The 19,716-nt window shown below is 30.7% G+C and carries 21 protein-coding genes and 2 tRNA genes; 7 read left to right on the plus strand and 16 right to left on the minus strand.

The annotated features are described in order from the left end of the window. Position 1: 1 nt before the first annotated feature. From PW5551_RS01395 to lepB, 3 genes are read left to right on the plus strand one after another with little or no spacing between them, the layout of a single operon-like run. Positions 2 to 565 carry an RNA methyltransferase gene (locus PW5551_RS01395; RefSeq protein WP_113073813.1) on the plus strand — a complete coding sequence of 188 codons (564 nt, stop codon included), beginning with the start codon at positions 2 to 4 and terminating at the stop codon, positions 563 to 565. A gap of 34 nt (positions 566 to 599) precedes the next feature. Beyond that, positions 600 to 959, plus strand: coding sequence for a 50S ribosomal protein L19 (rplS, locus tag PW5551_RS01400; RefSeq protein WP_113073815.1), 360 nt, complete (start codon positions 600 to 602; stop codon positions 957 to 959). A gap of 5 nt (positions 960 to 964) precedes the next feature. Next, entirely contained in the window at positions 965 to 1,930 is a 966-nt protein-coding gene (gene lepB / locus PW5551_RS10725) for a signal peptidase I (protein ID WP_113074060.1), read from the plus strand. A gap of 37 nt (positions 1,931 to 1,967) precedes the next feature. Here lepB and PW5551_RS01410 read toward each other — a convergent pair. Next, positions 1,968 to 2,055: transfer RNA gene (locus tag PW5551_RS01410), tRNA-Ser, on the minus strand. 64 nt (positions 2,056 to 2,119) lie between these two features. Between PW5551_RS01410 and rsmG the strand changes: the two genes are divergently transcribed. Together rsmG and PW5551_RS01420 are read left to right on the plus strand one after the other, a co-directional pair. Then, complete coding sequence (gene rsmG, locus PW5551_RS01415) at positions 2,120 to 2,797, plus strand: 16S rRNA (guanine(527)-N(7))-methyltransferase RsmG (RefSeq protein ID WP_113073817.1); 678 nt, start codon at positions 2,120 to 2,122, stop codon at positions 2,795 to 2,797. Continuing rightward, positions 2,794 to 3,573 carry a biotin/lipoate A/B protein ligase family protein gene (locus tag PW5551_RS01420; protein ID WP_113073819.1) on the plus strand — a complete coding sequence of 260 codons (780 nt, stop codon included), beginning with the start codon at positions 2,794 to 2,796 and terminating at the stop codon, positions 3,571 to 3,573. Before rsmG ends, PW5551_RS01420 begins: the two co-directional genes overlap by 4 nt. Here the strand turns inward: PW5551_RS01420 and PW5551_RS01425 are convergent. From PW5551_RS01425 to recJ, 11 genes are all read right to left on the minus strand, one after another. Continuing rightward, the gene (locus PW5551_RS01425; RefSeq protein ID WP_113073821.1) at positions 3,548 to 3,841 is read right to left on the minus strand and encodes a hypothetical protein; all 294 of its coding nucleotides are present in this window, start codon (positions 3,839 to 3,841) and stop codon (positions 3,548 to 3,550) included. The genes PW5551_RS01420 and PW5551_RS01425 overlap by 26 nt on opposite strands. Before the next feature lie 2 nt (positions 3,842 to 3,843). Then, a complete protein-coding gene (locus PW5551_RS01430) occupies positions 3,844 to 4,833 on the minus strand; it encodes a flagellar basal body P-ring protein FlgI (RefSeq protein WP_113073823.1) in 990 nt (329 codons plus the stop codon). Between the two features lie 11 nt (positions 4,834 to 4,844). Further along, on the minus strand, positions 4,845 to 5,480 hold the full coding sequence (locus PW5551_RS01435; protein ID WP_113073825.1) for a flagellar basal body L-ring protein FlgH: 636 nt from the start codon (positions 5,478 to 5,480) through the stop codon (positions 4,845 to 4,847). After that, positions 5,473 to 6,414 (minus strand): flagellar basal body P-ring formation chaperone FlgA, encoded by a 942-nt coding sequence (gene flgA / locus PW5551_RS01440; RefSeq protein ID WP_158526107.1) that lies wholly within the window; start codon positions 6,412 to 6,414, stop codon positions 5,473 to 5,475. The genes PW5551_RS01435 and flgA overlap by 8 nt, the downstream gene beginning before the upstream one ends. A 56-nt stretch (positions 6,415 to 6,470) precedes the next feature. After that, positions 6,471 to 7,256 carry a flagellar basal-body rod protein FlgG gene (gene flgG / locus PW5551_RS01445; RefSeq protein WP_113073829.1) on the minus strand — a complete coding sequence of 262 codons (786 nt, stop codon included), beginning with the start codon at positions 7,254 to 7,256 and terminating at the stop codon, positions 6,471 to 6,473. A 39-nt stretch (positions 7,257 to 7,295) separates the two neighbouring features. Beyond that, entirely contained in the window at positions 7,296 to 8,018 is a 723-nt protein-coding gene (locus PW5551_RS01450) for a flagellar hook-basal body protein (RefSeq protein WP_113073831.1), read from the minus strand. A gap of 31 nt (positions 8,019 to 8,049) precedes the next feature. After that, a complete protein-coding gene (locus PW5551_RS01455) occupies positions 8,050 to 9,054 on the minus strand; it encodes a rod shape-determining protein (RefSeq protein ID WP_113073834.1) in 1,005 nt (334 codons plus the stop codon). A gap of 80 nt (positions 9,055 to 9,134) precedes the next feature. Beyond that, a tRNA-Arg gene (locus tag PW5551_RS01460) sits at positions 9,135 to 9,206 on the minus strand. After that, positions 9,197 to 9,889, minus strand: a complete 693-nt coding sequence (gene ruvX / locus PW5551_RS01465) for a Holliday junction resolvase RuvX (protein ID WP_113073838.1) — start codon at positions 9,887 to 9,889, stop codon at positions 9,197 to 9,199. The genes PW5551_RS01460 and ruvX overlap by 10 nt, the downstream gene beginning before the upstream one ends. Further along, on the minus strand, positions 9,868 to 10,140 hold the full coding sequence (locus tag PW5551_RS01470; protein WP_113073840.1) for a putative Se/S carrier-like protein: 273 nt from the start codon (positions 10,138 to 10,140) through the stop codon (positions 9,868 to 9,870). The genes ruvX and PW5551_RS01470 overlap by 22 nt, the downstream gene beginning before the upstream one ends. Before the next feature lies 1 nt (position 10,141). After that, the gene (gene recJ, locus PW5551_RS01475) at positions 10,142 to 13,216 is read right to left on the minus strand and encodes a single-stranded-DNA-specific exonuclease RecJ (RefSeq protein ID WP_113073844.1); all 3,075 of its coding nucleotides are present in this window, start codon (positions 13,214 to 13,216) and stop codon (positions 10,142 to 10,144) included. A 203-nt stretch (positions 13,217 to 13,419) separates the two neighbouring features. Here recJ and PW5551_RS01480 point away from each other — a divergent pair, with 203 nt between their 5' ends. Continuing rightward, positions 13,420 to 14,796, plus strand: a complete 1,377-nt coding sequence (locus PW5551_RS01480; protein WP_113073846.1) for a hypothetical protein — start codon at positions 13,420 to 13,422, stop codon at positions 14,794 to 14,796. Further along, positions 14,789 to 15,460 (plus strand): tRNA (adenosine(37)-N6)-threonylcarbamoyltransferase complex dimerization subunit type 1 TsaB, encoded by a 672-nt coding sequence (gene tsaB / locus PW5551_RS01485; RefSeq protein WP_113073847.1) that lies wholly within the window; start codon positions 14,789 to 14,791, stop codon positions 15,458 to 15,460. Before PW5551_RS01480 ends, tsaB begins: the two co-directional genes overlap by 8 nt. Here tsaB and PW5551_RS01490 read toward each other — a convergent pair. Genes PW5551_RS01490 through leuS form a run of 4 tightly spaced genes read right to left on the minus strand, consistent with a single transcriptional unit; the run spans position 15,457 to position 19,706 of the window. Further along, a complete protein-coding gene (locus PW5551_RS01490) occupies positions 15,457 to 15,981 on the minus strand; it encodes a metal-dependent hydrolase (protein ID WP_113073849.1) in 525 nt (174 codons plus the stop codon). The two genes, tsaB and PW5551_RS01490, sit on opposite strands and share 4 nt — an antisense overlap. Next, a complete protein-coding gene (locus PW5551_RS01495) occupies positions 15,968 to 16,495 on the minus strand; it encodes a hypothetical protein (protein ID WP_113073851.1) in 528 nt (175 codons plus the stop codon). The genes PW5551_RS01490 and PW5551_RS01495 overlap by 14 nt, the downstream gene beginning before the upstream one ends. A gap of 30 nt (positions 16,496 to 16,525) precedes the next feature. Further along, entirely contained in the window at positions 16,526 to 17,161 is a 636-nt protein-coding gene (locus tag PW5551_RS01500) for a redox-sensing transcriptional repressor Rex (protein WP_113073853.1), read from the minus strand. Between the two features lie 55 nt (positions 17,162 to 17,216). Beyond that, positions 17,217 to 19,706: a leucine--tRNA ligase gene (leuS, locus tag PW5551_RS01505; protein WP_113073855.1), complete on the minus strand. Its 2,490-nt coding sequence runs from the start codon at positions 19,704 to 19,706 to the stop codon at positions 17,217 to 17,219. Positions 19,707 to 19,716 lie beyond the last annotated feature (10 nt).

The raw sequence follows: 19,716 nt of genomic DNA on the forward strand, positions 1-19,716 counted from the left end.
AATGCTTGATAAAGTTTATGTGGCCCTGATACATTATCCTATACTCAAAAAAGACGGGACAATAGTATCAACAGCTGTTACAAATTTTGATGTTCATGATATATCAAGAAGTTGTAAAACATACAATATTAAAAAATATTTCTTAGTAAGTAATTTGCCTGCACAAAGAAAAATAGTTGAAAGAGTTATTGATTATTGGGTCTATGGCCATGGCGGAGAATTTAACCCAAACAGAAAGCAAGCGCTAGAAATATTTGAAATGGAGCATTATTTGGAAGACGTTATTGAAAGAATAGAAGAAATCGAAGGAGAAAAACCTAAAATAGTCTTTACATCAGCTAAGGCAAGAAAAAATGTTGTTACTCATGAAAAGTTAAAAGATATTATCAGAACATGTAAAGATCCAATCTTAATACTATTTGGTACTGGATGGGGAATGCCGGAAGAGATTAGAGAAATATCTGATTATGATTTGGAACCAATCAAAGCAAATTCAGAATTTAACCACCTTTCTGTTAGAGCTGCTGTAGCTATAACATTAGATAGATTGATAGGTGAAAATTAAAAATTAAATAAATTGATTTTGGGAGGTTTTTAAAATGGATAAATTGATAAATGCTGTAGAAACAAATTATAAAAAAGAAGAAATTCCTGAAATTAGGCCAGGAGATACGGTCAGGGTTAATGTAAGAGTTGTAGAAGGTGAAGGAGAAAGGAAAAGAGAAAGAATTCAACCATTTGAAGGAATTGTTTTAAAAATAAGAGGGTCCGGATTAGGTAAATCATTTACCGTTAGAAAAATAGGGGCAGATAGGGTAGGAGTGGAAAGAATATTTCCATTTCATTCACCATCAATCAGCAGTGTAGAAGTTTTGAGGAAAGGTAAAGCAAGAAGAGCAAAATTATACTATTTAAGAGATGTAAAAGGTAAGATAAGGATTAAAGAGAGAAAGGATTGAGCCTTTTGAAAGAGGCTACTAAGAAAAAGATAAGAGATGAAACTTTGGATTGGATATATGCAATTATATATGCTGTAATTTTTGGAACCATCATCAGATTATTTGTATTTGAAACGATGATGGTTCCTACACCATCTATGGTACCCACCATTCAAGTTTATGATAGATTGTTCGTTGAAAAGGTTACTTACGAATTTTCAGAACCACAAAGAGGTTCTATCGTTGTTTTTTGGACACCTTTTGTAGATATACGCGCCCAACAACAATTAAGAGCTTTCGACAGATTTATGGATTTCTTTGCACCGTCTGAATTTGATGGACATGTAAAATATGTAAAAAGGTTAGTTGGTAAACCTGGTGATACAATAAGGTTAGTGCCTGTTGAAGATGTATTTTGGCAAGATCTAAAAAGTGGAAATATTTCTGATTTTCCTGAATGGTTAGAATTCATTATCGAATATTATGAAACAGTAGATTACATTCCTTCACAAATAAAAAATAAGGTTTCAAGATTAGAGATAAATGGGGAAATATTTCCTGGGTTTGAAAATATATACTACTTGCGAGATGCTATCTTTGAGGACCCAAAATTTTATGATTACATAGCCTATCCAGAAAGATATAGCTACGAGATAGTAACCTCCGATCTTTTTTTTATGTACAAAGATAACTTCACAGGTAGATTAATTCCAGCTAAACCGACTATTGAATGGTATAAACAGATGCGAGACACCCTTTTATTTACAGATTTTTATGAAAACGAACTATCTAGATTGAACTTAAATTCTTTAATATACAAAGATGAAGACGGACTTGTGAATATAAAAGTTCCTGAAGGTTATTATTTCTTCATGGGAGATAATACATTAGAAAGTCAAGATAGTAGATTTTTTGGTTTTGTGCCAATAGAAAATGTTATAGGAACAACGTTTTTGAGAATATATCCATTCGACAGATTTGGAAAGATATAAAAAACAAACCGCCATAAAGGCGGTTTTTTAAATAATATGGCGGAGACGGTGGGACTCGAACCCACACGGGGTGTAACCCCATCGGTTTTCAAGACCGACGCCTTAGCCAATTAGGCTACGTCTCCAATTATAAAATTATTTAAGCTGAATAATCCATAAGAATTCTATCATAAAAGGGGTACTTTGTCAATGAATAGTTCTGAAGATAAGGTAAAAAAATTGACTAAATATGTTAGCTTATTAGTAAATTATCCTGTAAATTTAACTGCTTACAAAGATGAAAAAGAAGCTTTTGATAACCTTGTATTGGATAGTTTGACTCCATTAGAAAAGGAAGACATTTTAGATGGAGTAAAGAGCGTTGCTGATATTGGAACTGGAGGAGGAATCCCCGGTTTAGTTTGGGCTATATATTTTCCGGAAAAAGAGTTTTATCTTGTTGATAGTATATATAAAAAAGTAGATGCTCTTCAATTTTTTATTAATAAACTGGATTTAAAAAATGTTCATGTTTTTTGTGAAAGAGCAGAAAATTTTGCAAAAAACTACAGAGAGTATTTTGATTTTGCTACCTGCAAAGCGTTAGCAAGAAGTGATATTGCACTTGAGTATTTAGCCCCTTTGGTGAAGGTTGGAGGGTATATTTCTCTTTTTAAAGGTCCTTTTTATTTTAAAGATGAATTATTATACACAAAAAATGTTTTGAATAAATTGAAGATAATAGAATATAAGAACATAGAATACGAAACCGGTAAGGAAAAGAAAAAGAGATATTTCATTTTGTTTAAAAAAACTGATTACACTCCTAAAAACTTTCCAAGACAAACAGGTATTCCTAAAAAACATCCATTAGGTGAAATACTATGATAAGACTAGTTGTTGATGATGCACGTGAAGGTTCTTTAAATATGGCGATAGATTTAGCTGTTGCAGAACTATCAAACGTAAAAAAAGTTCCAACTCTTCGGATTTATGAGTGGAGTAAACCAACCTTATCGTTGGGTAGAAACCAGAAAACTAAAAATCTTAATTGGAGTTTTATAGAAAAAAAAGGTATTGATGTCGTTAGGAGGCCTTCGGGAGGAAGAGGAGTTCTACATAACAAAGAGATAACTTACTCTTTTTCAATATCTAAATCTAGTAATTTATTACCTAACTCACTTATGGATAGTTACATGAAAATCTCAAGAGCTCTTATAGAATCATTTCTTCAATTGGGAATAGAATCTCATATGGAACCTTCTAAGAGTAAAGGTTTAACAAAAGACTTTTGTTATGATGCTTCTTCTTTTTATGAAGTGAAAGTAAACGGGAAAAAACTTATTGGTAGCGCCCAATATAGAAACCCATATTTTATTCTTCAACATGGCTCAATCCCTATAAAATTTGATTATGAATCCTATATAAATTCCTTTAACTATGCTAATTCCGAAAAAATAAAAAGCCATTTGTTAAATTCAACTATTGATATAGAAAATATCTTAAAAAGGCCTTTATCAAAAAAAGAATTAGCTGACGCTTTTAAAATAGGTTTTGAAAAAGTTTTTAATGATGATTTATTTATAGATTCAATAGATCGCTTAGAGTTAGAATATGCCCAGAAAATTAAAGATAGATTCATCGTTGTGGAGGGAAACTACTGATAATCTGATCCACCAAAGGAGTTAAACTTTTTTGAGTTAACATATTTGCATATTCCACATTTATCCATTCCTTGAACCATTTTTCAGTGTTTGATTCAGGAATTAATTTATTTTCTTTAAAAAGTTCGCTATCTTGAGCAGAATTAAGTATCTTTGCAAATATATCAGATACAAAGGCTTCAGTTGCATCTCTAACATCCATTTTATTAACATTCATTGAATTCACATTGAAGGCAGGACCTATAGGATTTGATGACATCGATGACATTTCTACATCACCACCAATTCGGCATATAAATAAGGCTGTGCACTTTGAATAATGGCAATAATATCTTGAGGAGTCGCTCCAGCTGCTTTTAATGCGGTAATAAGATTGGCTACAGTGGCGGGTTTTCCGCTTATCTTACCTTTTTCTACACTCACACTAAAATTACCGTAACTAACAGTAAAATCAGCTATCTCTACATTACCTCCAAGTACTATGGTCCCTGTTCTTTCATTTATAACTATCTTAGCTTTTGCATCTGGTGTAACTTCAACTTCTTCTACCAAAGCTAGAAAAGAAATAACGTCGTCTTGAAAATATTCTGGAATTTCAATCCTAACAGAAGAAGGATCCTGAGCCTTTGCAATCTTCAACGAAAAACTAGAATTTATAGCGTTAGCAACTCTTGCGGAAGTTGTTATATCAGGTTGTTTTAAGTTAATTGTTACAGTATTTTCGTTTACTATTCTTGCAGGAATTTCTCTTTCTATTATGGCTCCACCTGGAATAGTTCCAACAGCTTTGTATCTATCTTGTAAGCTTGAAGAAGACCTTGTGTTAGTTCCTCCTGTTAAAACGGGCCCTTGAGCAACTGCATACACCTTATTATCAGCACCATACAAAGGAGTTTGTATTAATACACCGTTTTCTAGAGAATCAGAATCTCCTATTGCTGCAACAGTAACATCTAGTCTCATTCCTTCCTTATAAAAAGGAGGAATATCAGCGAAAACCATTACTAAAGCAGTATTTTCTGTTTCTACAAACGATGTTAGGTTTATATTAAAATTAACAAGCATATTATTCAACATCTCTGAAGGAACCTCTCCAGAATCCCCTGTTCCATCTAATCCAGTTACCAAACCTATTCCAAACAGTTGGTTATCTCTGGCGCCTCTAAAGTCAGATATGTCTTTTATTCTAACTGCTGAAAAGGAAAAAACATTTAATAATAAAAATATAGAAAGTACTAAAAAAATAGTAATTTTTTTCATATCAAACACCTCTAAAAGAATATATTAGCAATTCCTGATAATATTGAGGAAATCCACGATGGTTCGCTTGGATCCTGTTGAAATACTATATCTCCATCATACCAGATCTTAGCATTTGCAAGATCAGAAGAATAAATGGTTCCGTCCTTCGAAATATATTTTGGGTTAATGTATCCTTCTACAATCATAGTATTTCTATTTTTCCCAACTTTAATCTCTTTTTCACCTCTTACTTTTAGCAAACCATTTAAGTCTTTTTCTTGTATTACTGCTGATACGAAAAGCTGAACCTGAGCAGATGAAGAAGCGGATTTTTGGTTATTTTCAACATTGATTTGTGTTGGATTGCTAGCCCCTAAGGGTAAGAAATTTGATAAGTCCACCCCCCCTATATTATTTACAACGGAATTAACACTGTCAACTGTTGCGCCCTTATAATCAGGCATACTTTCGTTTAGTGAAAGAGATGGATTTTCAGAAACTACTATTGTTATAATATCTCCAATATCAAAAGATTGATTATAATTATATATTGAATAAGCTTTATCATCTTCCTTATTCCATAATGATTCTGAAAAGGTTATAGAAAAAGTCAATATAAGAATCAAGAGTAATGAAAAATACTTTAAAAATATTGGTCTATTCATTTTGCCAACCTCCTAAATCAACTAAAAGAATAGGTCCCTGCATTAATTTTCCAGATACGATATTACCATTGTCTAAATTTCTAGCACTAACAAATTCTCCAAAGTTAGCATTTGACATGACTCTAGATAAAGTAGACACTTGAACCCCATTAAAATCAACCACTACTGTTACAATATCTCCGGCTTTAATATCAGGTAATTTCCTTAAATATATAGAATTCACAATTTCACCTTTTTCAACATTCTTTGTTAATTCGTAATTACCGGATTTTATTAATTCTAAATTTGCAGGTTGATAATTAACTTCTAAAATATTCTTTGTTGCTACTTCAGTTAATTCTGTACTTAAAATAGTGCCTCTAGGAATATCTTTATTGTAAACCAGAACATTTTCATATTTTGATACATCTGCAATTACTGATATATATCTGGTTCTATTTTCTAGATCCACAACTTTAAGTGTTAAGTACACCCTAGCGCCGTTTCTATAAATTCGTTGAATTTCACATGATTTAACAGTTGTAGGAGCATTACTTAAGTCGATATTATTTATTATCAAACTATCATCAAAACCTTTTATAACTTCTTTAACAAAATCTACTAGTTTGATTGTTTCGGTATCTAACTGCGGATTTTCTTTTTCGTGTATTATTGTAACTATATCACCTTCAAATATTAATTCAAAATCTTTGTAATAGCTACTCAGTAAACCATTTAAAGTTTTTGATAATTCTTCTTGCGAATAAACAATTTTATTGTTCGGAATATAAGAAATAGTTCTATCGAAAACAATTTCTGGAAAAATATCTTTTAAAGTAAAGTTTCTATCTTCACTATAAATTACTGAAGGTACTTCAAACACAATATTTGAAAAAGCGAAAAAACTAAATATCAAAAAAAACACAATGTTAAAAATCCATTTTAATCGGTTCAAGATATCAACTCCCATTTAATAAACTACTTGTATAAATATGGAAGGGAGATTATTTATTATCTTTTGATATTTGATACTGTTCTTAACATTTCATCAGCTGTAGTAATTGTCTTCGAGTTAATATCGTACGCTCTTTGGGCAACTATCATATCTACCATTTCTTTAACTACATCCACATTAGATTTTTCTAAGTATCCCTGTTGTAAAGCACCGTACCCATCTTGCCCGGGTATCCCCTCTGTGGGATTTCCTGAGGAAGGAGTTTCGGAATATAGATTATTTCCAATAGGTTTCAACCCTGCTGGATTTAAAAATCTAACGGTAGTTAAATTTCCAACATTTTGAATGTTTCCATCCCCTAACGAGACGCTAACGATACCATCAGGTGAAACGTTAATTCCCACCGCATTTTGAGGAATTACTATGTTTGGAATTACTAACAAACCATCACTTGTTGTAAGCCTTCCGTTGGCATCCATCTTGAAAGAGCCATCCCTAGTATAAGCTAAGCTGCCATCTTGCATTTGAACTTGGAAAAATCCATCCCCCATTATTGCTAAATCTGTGGAGTTATCAGTAGGCTCTATATTTCCAAGTGTGAAAATTCTTGTTGTTGCAGACAATCTTGTACCATGCCCAACATATAAACCAGTAGGCAAAGTAGAACCTTGAGCTGTAGGTGTTCCGGCTTCTCTAACGGAAGAGTATAATAGATCTTGAAATTCTGCCCTTTGTTTTTTATAGCCTGTAGTATCAACGTTGGCAAGGTTATTAGAAATGATATCTAATTTTCTTTGCTCAGCATTCATTCCTGTTGCTGCATTGTATAAAGATACTAACATTTTTTCGCCTCCATTCTTTAGTTAAAGATTAAACATATTTTAGAAATTAGAAGTTACTTCAATAAGTTTTGCATTTAATGAGTCACCTGTTGCTACAGCACGTTGTAATATATCGAACTTTCTATTTGCCTCTATCATTCTTAGCATCTCATTTAACGCATTCACATTAGAGTTTTCCAAATACCCTTGTTTTAATTCAAATGGTGTTGTAGATTCGATTTCTTGACCTGTAAAATAAGTATAGCCATATTTTGTGAAGTTTTCTAAATCAACTATATTCAAGCTTACATCCGTTCCTGAGATATTACCTTGATTATCCACAAAAAAATCCTCAGGATTAACTAAAATAGGATTATCTTGATTATCTAAAACATAATCTCCTTCTTTTGTAACGAGATAACCTTCTTGATTTACAGAGAAATCACCATTTCTTGTATAAAAGAAATTGCCGTTTCTTTCAACTTTAAAAAAACCAGTACCTTCAATAGCAAAGTCAAGTTTTTCGTTAGTTTCAACCAAAGAACCTTGCGTGGTATCTGGAATAACTTCGTCTAATACAACGGAGCTATATATGTTTCCGATAGAAGTTCCTCTATCTTTTTCATCTTGGTAAGATCTTATTTCTTTTTCATAGACACTTTTGAATAAATTATAATCTTTCTTGTAACCAACCGTATTTAGATTGGCTAAATTGTTTGATATAGAATCTAATTCTGCGAAAGAGTTGAGCATTCCAGCTGTAGCACCGTATATTCCCCGCATCGTTCTTCCTCCCAAAAATTTCGAATTCGAATTAGTTTACTTGTACTTTGTTTAATAATTCTACATCTTCTAACAAAATTCCTGTACCTCTTGCACAAGTTAGGTGAGGGTCCTCTGGAATATACGTTCTGACACCTGTTTGTTCTGAAATTAATTTTGCTAATCCTCTTAATCTTGCCCCACCACCGACTACAATAAGCCCATTATTCATTATGTCAGCCGCTAATTCAGGTGGTGTCTTTTCTAAAATATTTTTTATTTTATTTATTATTTCATTTAAAATAGGTTTGAGTGCATAATAAATATCATCGGAAGTTAATTTTAAAGTAGAAGGCAAACCAGTTTTTATGTTCTGGCCTTTAACTTCCATCTCTAAATTCTCTTCATGAGAATGAGCTTTACCAATATCGATTTTCAATCTTTCAGAAGTGGTTTCACCGATTAAAAATTTGTATCTTCTTTTCACATACTTCATAATTTCTTCGTCCATAGCTTCTCCAGCTATCTTTATGGTTTCACTAATAACGCAACCACCCAGACTTAGTACCGCTAAATCGGTTGTTCCACCACCAATATCTATAACCATATGGCCATCAGGTTCAGTTATATTTATTTCACTTCCAATAGCTGCAGCTAATGGCTCACTTATTAGAAACACTTTAGAGGCACCGATTCTACTTCCCGCTTCTTTGACAGCTCTTCTTTCCACGTCCGTTGTTAATGCAGGAATGCCTATAATAAGCCTTGGTTTATACATACTGAATCCTCCAGATTTTGCTTTTTGTATAAAAAATCTTAAAACTTCTTCTATTATTTTTGGATCGGTTATTACACCATCCTGAACGGGTCTAACAATTTGTATTTGAGCTGGGGTTTTCCCCACCATGTTCTTCGCTTCGTGACCAATAGCTAAAATAGATTTCTTATCTTTATCAATAGCTACCACAGAAGGTTCTTCAAGAATTATGCCTTTACCTTGTTGATAAACCACAAAAGTAGCTGTTCCTAAATCTATACCCAGATCAGACTTAGCCATAATTTACCTCCTAAATTCTTTTAATTTTTAATTTCCATTTTTATATGAGTTAATTCGAACTTATAAATTTACATAAAAAATGTGCCTGGTGGGAATTGAACCCACATCTTTGGATCCGGAGTCCAACGCTTTATCCGTTAGGCTACAGGCACATTGATTTACAATAAGTAATGCTCTTTGGTAAATTATCTTTGTTTTCTTTTGATATAATTAAAAGATCGTAATGTTCTTTTAAATCAGATATTAAAGTAGTACTTTTTAGCCCTTTTTTATAGTAATACCAAAATGTCCAAGGGTCATTGGTGAAGATATCCACATTATGAATGTTCACATCTACTGATATTCTATATAATAAGATATTATCGTATTTTTTTATATCTGACGAAATTTCTTTTATTTCTTTTGCTATTAATTCCAACCCAATTTTGGGGTTTTGGATATAGCTAGATAATATTAACACGCTGCTACTCTGGTCTTTTGTCTTTTTTACTTTTTTATAATTTACTTTTCCTTTAAATTGACTATATAAAGTAGAAGTGGTTAATCTTTCGTCTACAAAAAAAATTTTACATCCAAAGATATTTTTTATCTTAATCGCTGTATCGATAGTTAAAAATGTTTGATTTGAATATCTACCGGACATAGATATGGGTAATCCAAATATTATTCTATCTTGTTCATTGATTTCTGAAGATTTTAAGTATTCTATCAACTTATCTGATTTAACTGTAGCTTTTGGTAAAACAATTTTTATGTCTTCGGTATAGAAAGCAATGCCACAATTGCTCGTTCCATAATCAATTGCCAAGGTTTTCACTTTTTTAGGAGTTCCCATATTATATCGTTCTCCAATTCTACTATTGTATATTCTACACCATTGTTATCTAAAACTTCCTGGGCTTTCTCCATGTCTTTGTTAGAAATACAAACGATGGGAGCACATGCTTTCAAAACACTTTTAGGGGATGGAAATATTTTGCAAAAAACCCTTTGTTCTTTTAATATCTCTTTGATTTCCAAAACACTCGAGTTTTTGTTGAGAATTACAGTATTCAGTTCAAATGTTGTTCTTAAATCATTTTGCACTTTATACCCCTCTTGCTCCAACTTCTGAGAAATTTCCTTTTAATAGGTCTATTAATTCTCGTGTATCTAAATTTTCATAGAATTTTATTATGTGTTTTAATATCCAATTGTCCAAAATATTTTCTTCGAAATTAGCACTTTCTCTGAGTTTTTTTAAACTGAATGTATCTATTATCTGAAGATCATCTTTGTATTTTTTAACTAATTGAGCATCTTCTAACACGTTTAAAACAGTTTGAGAAAAATCATCATCCCCTTCAAAAAGGCTATCATAGATTTCTTTAGTATTATAATGTCCTTCCTGTATAAAATCATATGTATTTTTTAAAATTTTAAAAGAGGGATATTTTTTTGAATATTCGTATAATAATTTAACTCTAAAACGATTATTATAGGCTAATATTATCGTTACTTTTTGATTCTTTTTCATCCAAGTAGAAACCAAATCTAAAAATTCTATGTCTGTTTTAGGTACATCTGTTATGATTAATGTAGGAGGAAACTTTTTAACTTCAAAAGCTATTCCGTTATTAGAGAAAGATGTTATGTAGAAATTGGCATTTTCGTTTTTAAACTTATCCCTAGCAATTAACTTTTCTCGATAGCTCATAGAATGATTGAAGAATTTTATTTCATGTTCAGATACGTTTAATTTTAGATCGAGGAGTTTTGCAAGCGATTTTTGTCTTTCAGAATTATCAAGAACCAGAACTTTGCTATTTTTATCGTTTGAGTAATCATTCAAAAGTTTTAAAATATTGTTGTTTTCTCGTATTACTTCAAATGCATTATTTTTTGAAAATGATGTAAGAATTTTATAACCTGAAGCTCTTAAATATTCTTTTAGATTTTCATTGTAAATAGTACCAAAGATACCCACATGATTTCTTTGCAGTATATATCTTCTGAATTTTTGATAATAACTTATTTTTTTTATTACAGGATGAAAAAGAGAATAAAAAGGTTCATCTATAATAATTTCAGCGTTAAAAGAATCGAAAATTTTTAAATTCTTTGCAAATTTAGGTACAGTAACAAAAACAACTTTATGGTCGTTGATAGCATTTTGATCTAATATATAGTTGTTATCAAAATACAAAAATTCTTCGGGAAAATAAGCGCTAATTATTTTATAAATATGTTCTAACAAGCTATTAGTAGCTGAAACAACAACAACTTTTTCTTTGTTTTTTAAGCAGATAAATATTTTACTGAGAATAGTATCGTTTTTTATTTTACTGGGCAGAAACATAGCTACTTTATTTTTAGTCAAGTTTTCGTTCAAGACATTTATATTTGTCACTCTGCTCAATTCATTTTTTAAAATTCCATCAACAAAGTATTTTTGTTGAATATCTTCTGATTGAAAGCTTTTTTCAATTTTCAAATCTTGAACATAAAATTTGATATAACTATTTTTCAAATTATAAGAGTTTTCTATTCTAAAAGTTCCAGCAAGATCCAAAGGAAATCCTCTTTTTTTATCTGGAATTAATTCCTTTAAGTAGTGTCCTAAATCGTATCCTAAAACGTCTATCATTAAAGAATCTTTATTTAGAGTTCCTGAAAAATTTTGGAATCCATTACTGAAAAACTTAAGGTTTTCAAGTTTACCGTTTCTAATCAAAAAAACTGGTTCTGTATTTCCATGGCCAAAAGGTTCTAACTTTTCTATATCGTCAAACATCCCATCCCAGATCTTGTCTATTTCCATATCGATGTCTAATGTAAAAGATAGTTTTTTATCACCGTATATATCTTTGTAGACTTTGTTAATAGATTCTCTCAATTTATCTATGTTTTTAGAAAAAAGTGAAAATCCTGCTGCAAATTTATGCCCACCGAATTCTTCAAAAATGTTATTTTCATTAACTTTTAAAAAGAGATCCATTAAATCTATACCTTGAGGACTTCTTCCAGAACCCTTACAGTACTCACCATTTTTTGAAATCATCAAAACAGGTTTATTAAATTGAGCTGAAAGTTTTGAAGCAACGATTCCAAGAACTCCCAAATGCCAATTTTCTCCACCTAATACTAAAACGGGATTCGTTTTGTATGTTGGGTATAAATCCAGCAAACTCATCGCATAGAGATATATTTCTTTCTCTGTACTTTGTCTTCTTGAATTTAATTTTAGCAGTTCAGAAACAGCCTTTTTTAATCTTTCATCATCTTCTTCAGTCAATAATTTAAAGGCAGCATAAGCATCAGCCATTCTTCCGGCGGCATTAATTTTAGGAGCGATTTTGAAAGTAATTGTGCGGGAATTTATTTCTGATTCTACTATCTTTAATTCATCTAATAGGTATTTTATGCCTTTTGAAGGATTTGATTTTAACTTTTCGATTCCTAATTTTACAAAATATCGATTTTCTGATAATATAGGTACAATATCAGCGATTGTTCCTAAAGCAACAAGGTCTATATATTCATATGGATCTAAAGTATTATCGAAGTTCTTGAACAAAGCTTGAAGGAGCTTGAAAGTAACTCCCACACCCGCTAAATCTTTGAAAGGATAGTTGTCATCTTTTCTTTTTGGGTTTAGTATAGCATCAGCTTTAGGAAGGGTATCTTGTGGAAGGTGATGATCAGTAACAATAACTTTCATTCCTAATTTTTTTGCATAATCTATCTCTTTTAATGAGGTTATACCACAATCTACTGTGATTATATTTTGAAATCCCTTATTTTTTAGTTCATGCAAAGCATTTTCATTTAAACTGTAGCCTTCCTCTATTCTGGAAGGAATGTAAACAGTTACCTCGAACCCTAAATTTCTTAAACCTAAATACAATACAGAAGAAGAAGTTACCCCGTCAACATCATAATCACCAAATATGGCGACCTTTTCTTTTTTTTCTTTTACCTCTTTAAGAATATCCAATGCTTTATCCATATCTTTCATAATCAATGGGTCAAAATTTTCTGACTCCGGACGGTTTAAAAAAATATCAGCTTCTTCTGGATCTGTTATATTTCTAGAAACTAATAACTTTGATAGGAAACCAGAGATTCCCAACGTTTTTTCAAGATTTTTTGCGAGCAGATTCTTTTTTTTTATAATAAACATCTCTCTGGTCCCAAAAAACCTTCCAGTTATTCTCCATATTAAATTTCTCCCTTCTCTTATTTTTTTCTTTATATATATTATACATTAATAGCTCTAAAATAATAAATAATTAAACAAAACATGTATGTGAACATTCACAAAGATAATAAAATAATGTATAATATTCGGGAATGAACGAATCAAGTAAAAGGAGATATTTTTTCATGAAGAAAATTTTCATTATTTTATTAATTTTTTTGTTTCCTATTTTAGCTTGGACACTTACTCTTGAAGAAATAGAAAATTTATCAAAAAATACTGCTACCTTAAATTTATCTTGGGAGTATTTTCTAGAATATTTAATTGAAAATCCATCTGATGAAAGAATTTCTGAAGTTGGTGCACTAATATCTGCTAAAATTAATTTGTACAACAAATATAATCTTTTTAAGTTCGCTAATTATATCGTCAGTGAAGATATTAAAAACTTTTGTATAAATTTAGGGGTACTTAATACGTCTTTCAAAATCCCTCAAGAAGACACACAGAAAATTCTTTTCATATTTCCACAGATTCCACATATTATAGAAGAAATATTTTTAATAGGCGCCTTTAATGAACCTTCGTATAAGTATTTATATAAACTAGATGATTTGCAAAACTATATAAAAGTAAATTCTTTTGAAGTATTTATCAAATCGATAATTGAAAAATCTTTATCTTCTCCAGTTTTTTTTGATGAAGATATAGAAAAGTTTATTGAGACATTTATTCCGAAAAACAATTATGGTTTATTTGAACAGTTTATTTTGAGCAGTACTTATTTAGTTGAAGAAGATAAATATTTAGGAGCTTATAAATTACTTACTTTTTTAAAAAAACACAATGCCATAAATCAATCTCTGATAACGTTCACTCAGTTGGAAGAATATTTTCTTATAAAACAAAGGTTGAGTTCATTAACTGAAGGAGTTTTTTTTGTTGAAAAACAACAATTGTCATCTTTTATACTTGAAATTTATGAAATCGCTTTTGATCTAAATAAGTTATCTATAGAAAAAAATCTTTTGTATAATCTATTTTATCCATTATTAAAAACCCTGAACTCCAAATTAGAAAACTTACAGGAAAAAGTTCCCATCTATATTGAAGATATTAACCAAGATATAGATAGCCTAGCCTTTTCTTTCAATGAACAAATAAATGGTGAATTATTAAAATTGCAAATGAATATTAATAGAATAGAAAATTTACCGATGAAAACAGAAGATAAAGATAATAACAAAGATATAGAAGCTACCCCTGTGGAAAAAGAAAGTAATTTTTATTATATATTTGTACCAATTTTCGCGGGAGTGTTGTTTATTTTTCTGTTTTTTGAAATCTTTCCCACCTATTCAAAAATAAACTTTCTCTGTAATATCAAAATGGGAAACTATGCCGTACATTTGTCTGAAAAACTGGTAATGAAAAATCCTGATGATTATAGAAGTTATCTTATTTTAGCCAAATCTTACGAAGTTAAAGGAAAATATGAAGCCTCTATTAATGCATATAAGACGGCTATGAAAATTAAAGAAAAAAAAGAGGGAAGTGAATAAGATTTCTTTTTTAGTAATATCAACAACTTTAAAAGAAACTTTAGTAATACTAAAAGACAAAAAAAATAAAATTTATAAAAAAACTTTAACGGGGAAAAAATCAGGAAATTATCTCTCTGTTGCTGTGAAAGAAGTTATGGAAAAGGCTAAATTAAGTATAAAAAGTATAGAAGATTTTGGAGTTGATATTGGGCCTGGTTCATTCACAGGAATAAGGGTTGCTATCTCTACGCTTCAAGGTCTTTTAATAAATGATCCAGATAAGGAAGTTTACTCTTTTTTTTCATCTGATATTTTGTATTTTTCTGCTATAAAAAACAGTGTCCTAAAAGAGAAAAAAGTGAGTGTATTGAAAAAAGCGAGAGAGAATGCTGCTTATGTAACCCTATACGAAAAAGGGGAAATGATTTTCGGACCAGAAATGGTATTTGATAACTCTTTAAATAAAATAATTGGAGATAGCGTTTTAATAAACGAAGAGGCAGGTTATTTTAAACAAAGATGTAATTTAAAAAATGAAATAGAAATTATAAATATTGATGAAAAAGTTGTTTTTGAGGTTGTAAAAAAAAGCAAAAAAGTAAAAATCAAAGATCTAAAGCCTCTTTACCTGCAAAAACCAATAGCTGTTGAAAATTATGAAAAAAATAAAAACAAGATTTAATTTTTGTGAACCTTATCAAGTAAAAGATGCAAGGAAAAGCCAACAAAAAAATTCAGACTATAAAAAAGATTTATTGGCGAGCGGTATTTAAAATTCAAAAAGTATATTAAAACTGAAATAACTACTCCCGTTATAATTGAATGCCACATCCCTCTATGTTTAGTAAGCTTATTAAATATGAAACCCAAAATCATTCCGATTAAAATTCCTACTACTATTATTAAAAAGGATGATATGTTAGAAGATAAATTAAACTGTTCTATAAATATTTGTTTGTAATCAAAAATATAATAAACTGAACCAATTACTAAAAATAGTCTAAAAAATTTGTTGATAAAAGCATTGTGGTGGTCAACATCAGGGAAATCACTTCCTAAAACAAAAAGAAGGAAAGATGCAAAAATTTCACTAGGAACATAATAAATATCATAAAAAAAATAACTGTAAATTAGGTTAAAGATTAAAAAGAAGAGAGGAAAGGCTATAATACCGCTAATGATATGTGTTTTAAAGTTTGGCATTGTCTATATCACTCATCTGTTCCTTTTCTTCAAAAGTTAAAACCTCTAAGGGATGATTTTTTGTCCAAACTTCTATTATGCCTCCATTTTTTATGTCTTTATATAAAAGCACTTTTGGATCATAAATACCTATAGTTTGAGAAAGAGATTTAAAAAAAGGCCTTTTGTAGTTTTTTAATTGATTATGAGTTTTTGGAGAAATTTTGTCAATTATTAAGGAATTAGCGCCTCCTTTAAACAGAAAATCGAAGTAATCAGATATTTCTGAAATATCTATACTTTTAATCTCCCCATGAGCAAGATTTAGAGTTCCGCTGGTTACGAACTCTCCTAAAAAATTAAACAGAGGTACGCCTTCCAATGTGTAATATTTTGAAAGTCTTTTTAAAGCATCAGGAGAAACAAGTATAATCTTACCTGTGTAAGAAACTTTGTCCCCGTTTTTTAACTTTCTTATCGTTTCCAGAGAAACAGGATAATTTATATTAATAAAGATATTAAAAACCTCCTTCAAAATTCAATTTGAGAATAAAAAATTAGATCTTTATGATAACCTTGTAATTATTTCATATGTTAAAGTTTTCAATGAAACAACAAAATCGACATTTTCTATAGTGACTCTATGATCCTCATTTATTGCAACGGGAGCAAAATTCAGTATACCCTTTACCCCTGCATCTATAAGTATTTTTGCGACCTCTTGAGCAACGTTTGAGGGTACTGTTAGGATAGCTATCTCAAAATTTATATCAATATCTTTTCTTTTTAACTCTCTAATATGTTTTATCGTAACTCCTGGTAATAAGGAAGAATTAATTTTTCTTTTATCAATATCGTATGCTGCTACTATTCTGAATTTATTCTTTTCTAATTCAGGGTAATGAGAAATCGCTGTTCCTAAATTCCCGACTCCAACGATAGCAACATTCCAAAATCTTTCTGTTCCAAGAATTCTCTGGATTCTAAAAAATAATTGCTCTACATCGTACCCTACTCCTCTTTTCCCAAACTCACCAAAGTACGATAGGTCTTTTCTGACTTGTGAGGCTTTAATATTAAGACCTTCCGCTATCTCCTTAGAAGAAGTTTTTTTAACTCCCTCATCTAACAAACTTTCCAAAAAACGGTTATACATAGCTATTCTTTTAATTGTAGGTTTTGGGATTTTATTTGATTTCATTTTTTAAAGAAAGATTCACTAAAAAAATAGTGAAATCTTTCTCCACCTCCTGTTCTTAGTTTTTGATTACAATATTTATTATTTTTCTTGGCACATAAATTACTTTTGCTATTTTATTTCCAGAAGTGTATTTTCGAATTTTATCGTCACTTAACGCGATTTTTTCTATTTCATCTTTATTCATGTTTATGTCTATTGTTATTTGGGATCTCAACTTTCCGTTGACCTGAACAGCCAATGTAATTTCTTCTGCTTTCAAGGCATTTTTGTCAATTTCTGGCCAATCAGATTCAACTATTAAACTTTCTTTACCCAATATCTTCCATAATTCTTCACTTATATGAGGAGCAATAGGTGAAAGCATCAATAAGAAATTTTCAGAAAATTCTCTTAAAAGGTTTTTATTCCATTTTGTTTCAGGCATATTGTTTAGATAATCACTGAAATCGTTCAATAGTTCCATGAGCGAACTTACAGCTGTATTAAACTGGAAGTTTCCTTCAATATCGTTGGTTATTTTTGCTATTGTTTGGTGTAGCTTTCTCCTTAAATCTTTCTCTTGTTTTTCTTCTAAATTATAATCATTAACCAATTCATAAGAAGAAATTTTATCTATAATTCTCATATAATTATTCCAAACTTTATTTAAGAATCTATAAGCTCCCTCTATACCAGAATCGTTCCATTCTGCATCCCGTTCAGGTGGTGCCATAAACAAAATATAAGTTCTTAAAGAATCAGTTCCATATTTTTTGATCATTTCGTCAGGAGAAACTACGTTACCCTTTGATTTAGACATCTTTGCGCCATTTCTGTAAATCATGCCTTGTGTAAATAAGTTTTTGAAAGGTTCGTCAAAATCAATTTCTCCCAAGTCTTTTAAGACTTTTGTTATAAACCTTGAATACAAAAGATGAAGAATCGCGTGTTCTACTCCACCAATGTATTGATCAACTGGCAACCATCTGTTTACATCTTTTTTTTCAAATGGTTTTTCTTCCAATTTTGCATTTATATATCTCAAATAATACCAAGAACTATCGACAAAGGTGTCCATTGTGTCTACTTCCCTTGTGGCTTTAGCTCCGCATTTTGGACAATTAACTTCTTTAAAATAAGGATGGTCTATTAGAGGACTTTTCCCGGTAGGTTCAAATTTTACATCCCTTGGTAATTTTACAGGAAGGTCTTCTTCTGGGACTGGAACAGTCCCACAATTTTCACAATAGATTATGGGAATCGGTGCTCCCCAATATCTTTGTCTAGAAATTAACCAATCTCTTAATTTATACTGAGTAACAACTTTTCCAATATTGTTTATTTCTAACCATGAGGATATTTTCTCTATTGCCTCTTTATTATCCAATCCAGTAAATTCGCCAGAATTGACAAGTTTTCCTTCTCCTGTGTAAGCTTCTTTTAGTGTTTCTTCAGTTGAAGTATCTTCTGAAGAATTTATAACAACCCTTATGGGAAGGTTATACTTAACAGCAAATTCATAATCACGCTGATCATGGGCAGGGACCGCCATTATTGCACCAGTACCGTATTCATATAATATATAATTCGCAACGTATATAGGTATTTTTTCATTATTTACTGGATTTATTGCATAATTTCCTGTAAACACACCTTCTTTTTCAGTACCTTCAGCAGCTCTTTTAAAACGATCTTGTAAACTAACTTTTCTTAAAAACTCTTCAACTTTTTCATGGTTTTCTGGGGTGGTTAATTCTTCTACCAATGGGGATTCTGGCGCAAGAGCCATAAATGTTACTCCCCATAATGTATCAGGTCTAGTAGTAAAAACTTTTAAAGTTTTATCATTACCATCGATTTTAAATTCAACTTCAGCTCCTGTACTTTTACCTATCCAATTTTTTTGCATAGTTTTAACATTTTCAGGCCAGCCAGTTAGTTTTTCGATATCGTTTAATAATTTTTCTGCATAATCAGTTATTTTTAAGTACCATTGTTCTAAATGTCGAATTTCAACCGTTGTTCCACATCTTTCGCATTTACCGTTAACAACTTGCTCGTTGGCAAGAACTGTCATACAATTTGGGCACCAGTTCACTGGTGCTTTCTTTTTGTAAGCTAACCCATTTTTATATAATTGTATAAACAACCATTGAGTCCATTTATAATAATCTTCTTTGCATGTAATTACTTCTCTATCCCAATCATAACTTATTCCTAATCGCTTAATCTGTTCTCTAATAATATTAATATTTTGCATGGTCCAATCCTCAGGATGAATGTTGCCTTTTTCTATTGCGGCGTTTTCTGCAGGAAGTCCAAATGCATCAAAACCAAACGGATGCATAACGTTGAACCCTCTCATCCTTTTGTATCTGGCTAAAACATCTCCTATAACATAATTTTTCACATGTCCAACATGTAATGTTCCTGAAGGATATGGAAACATCACCAAATCGTAGAATTTTCTTTCATAATTATCAATTGAAGCTTTAAATACATCTTTTTCTTCCCAAATTTTCTGCCACTTTTTTTCGATATCTTGAGGATTATAATTAGTTGTCACTTTTTGTCAT

Source organism: Petrotoga sp. 9PW.55.5.1 (assembly GCF_003265365.1).
In the GTDB taxonomy this organism is placed as follows: Bacteria; Thermotogota; Thermotogae; order Petrotogales; family Petrotogaceae; genus Petrotoga.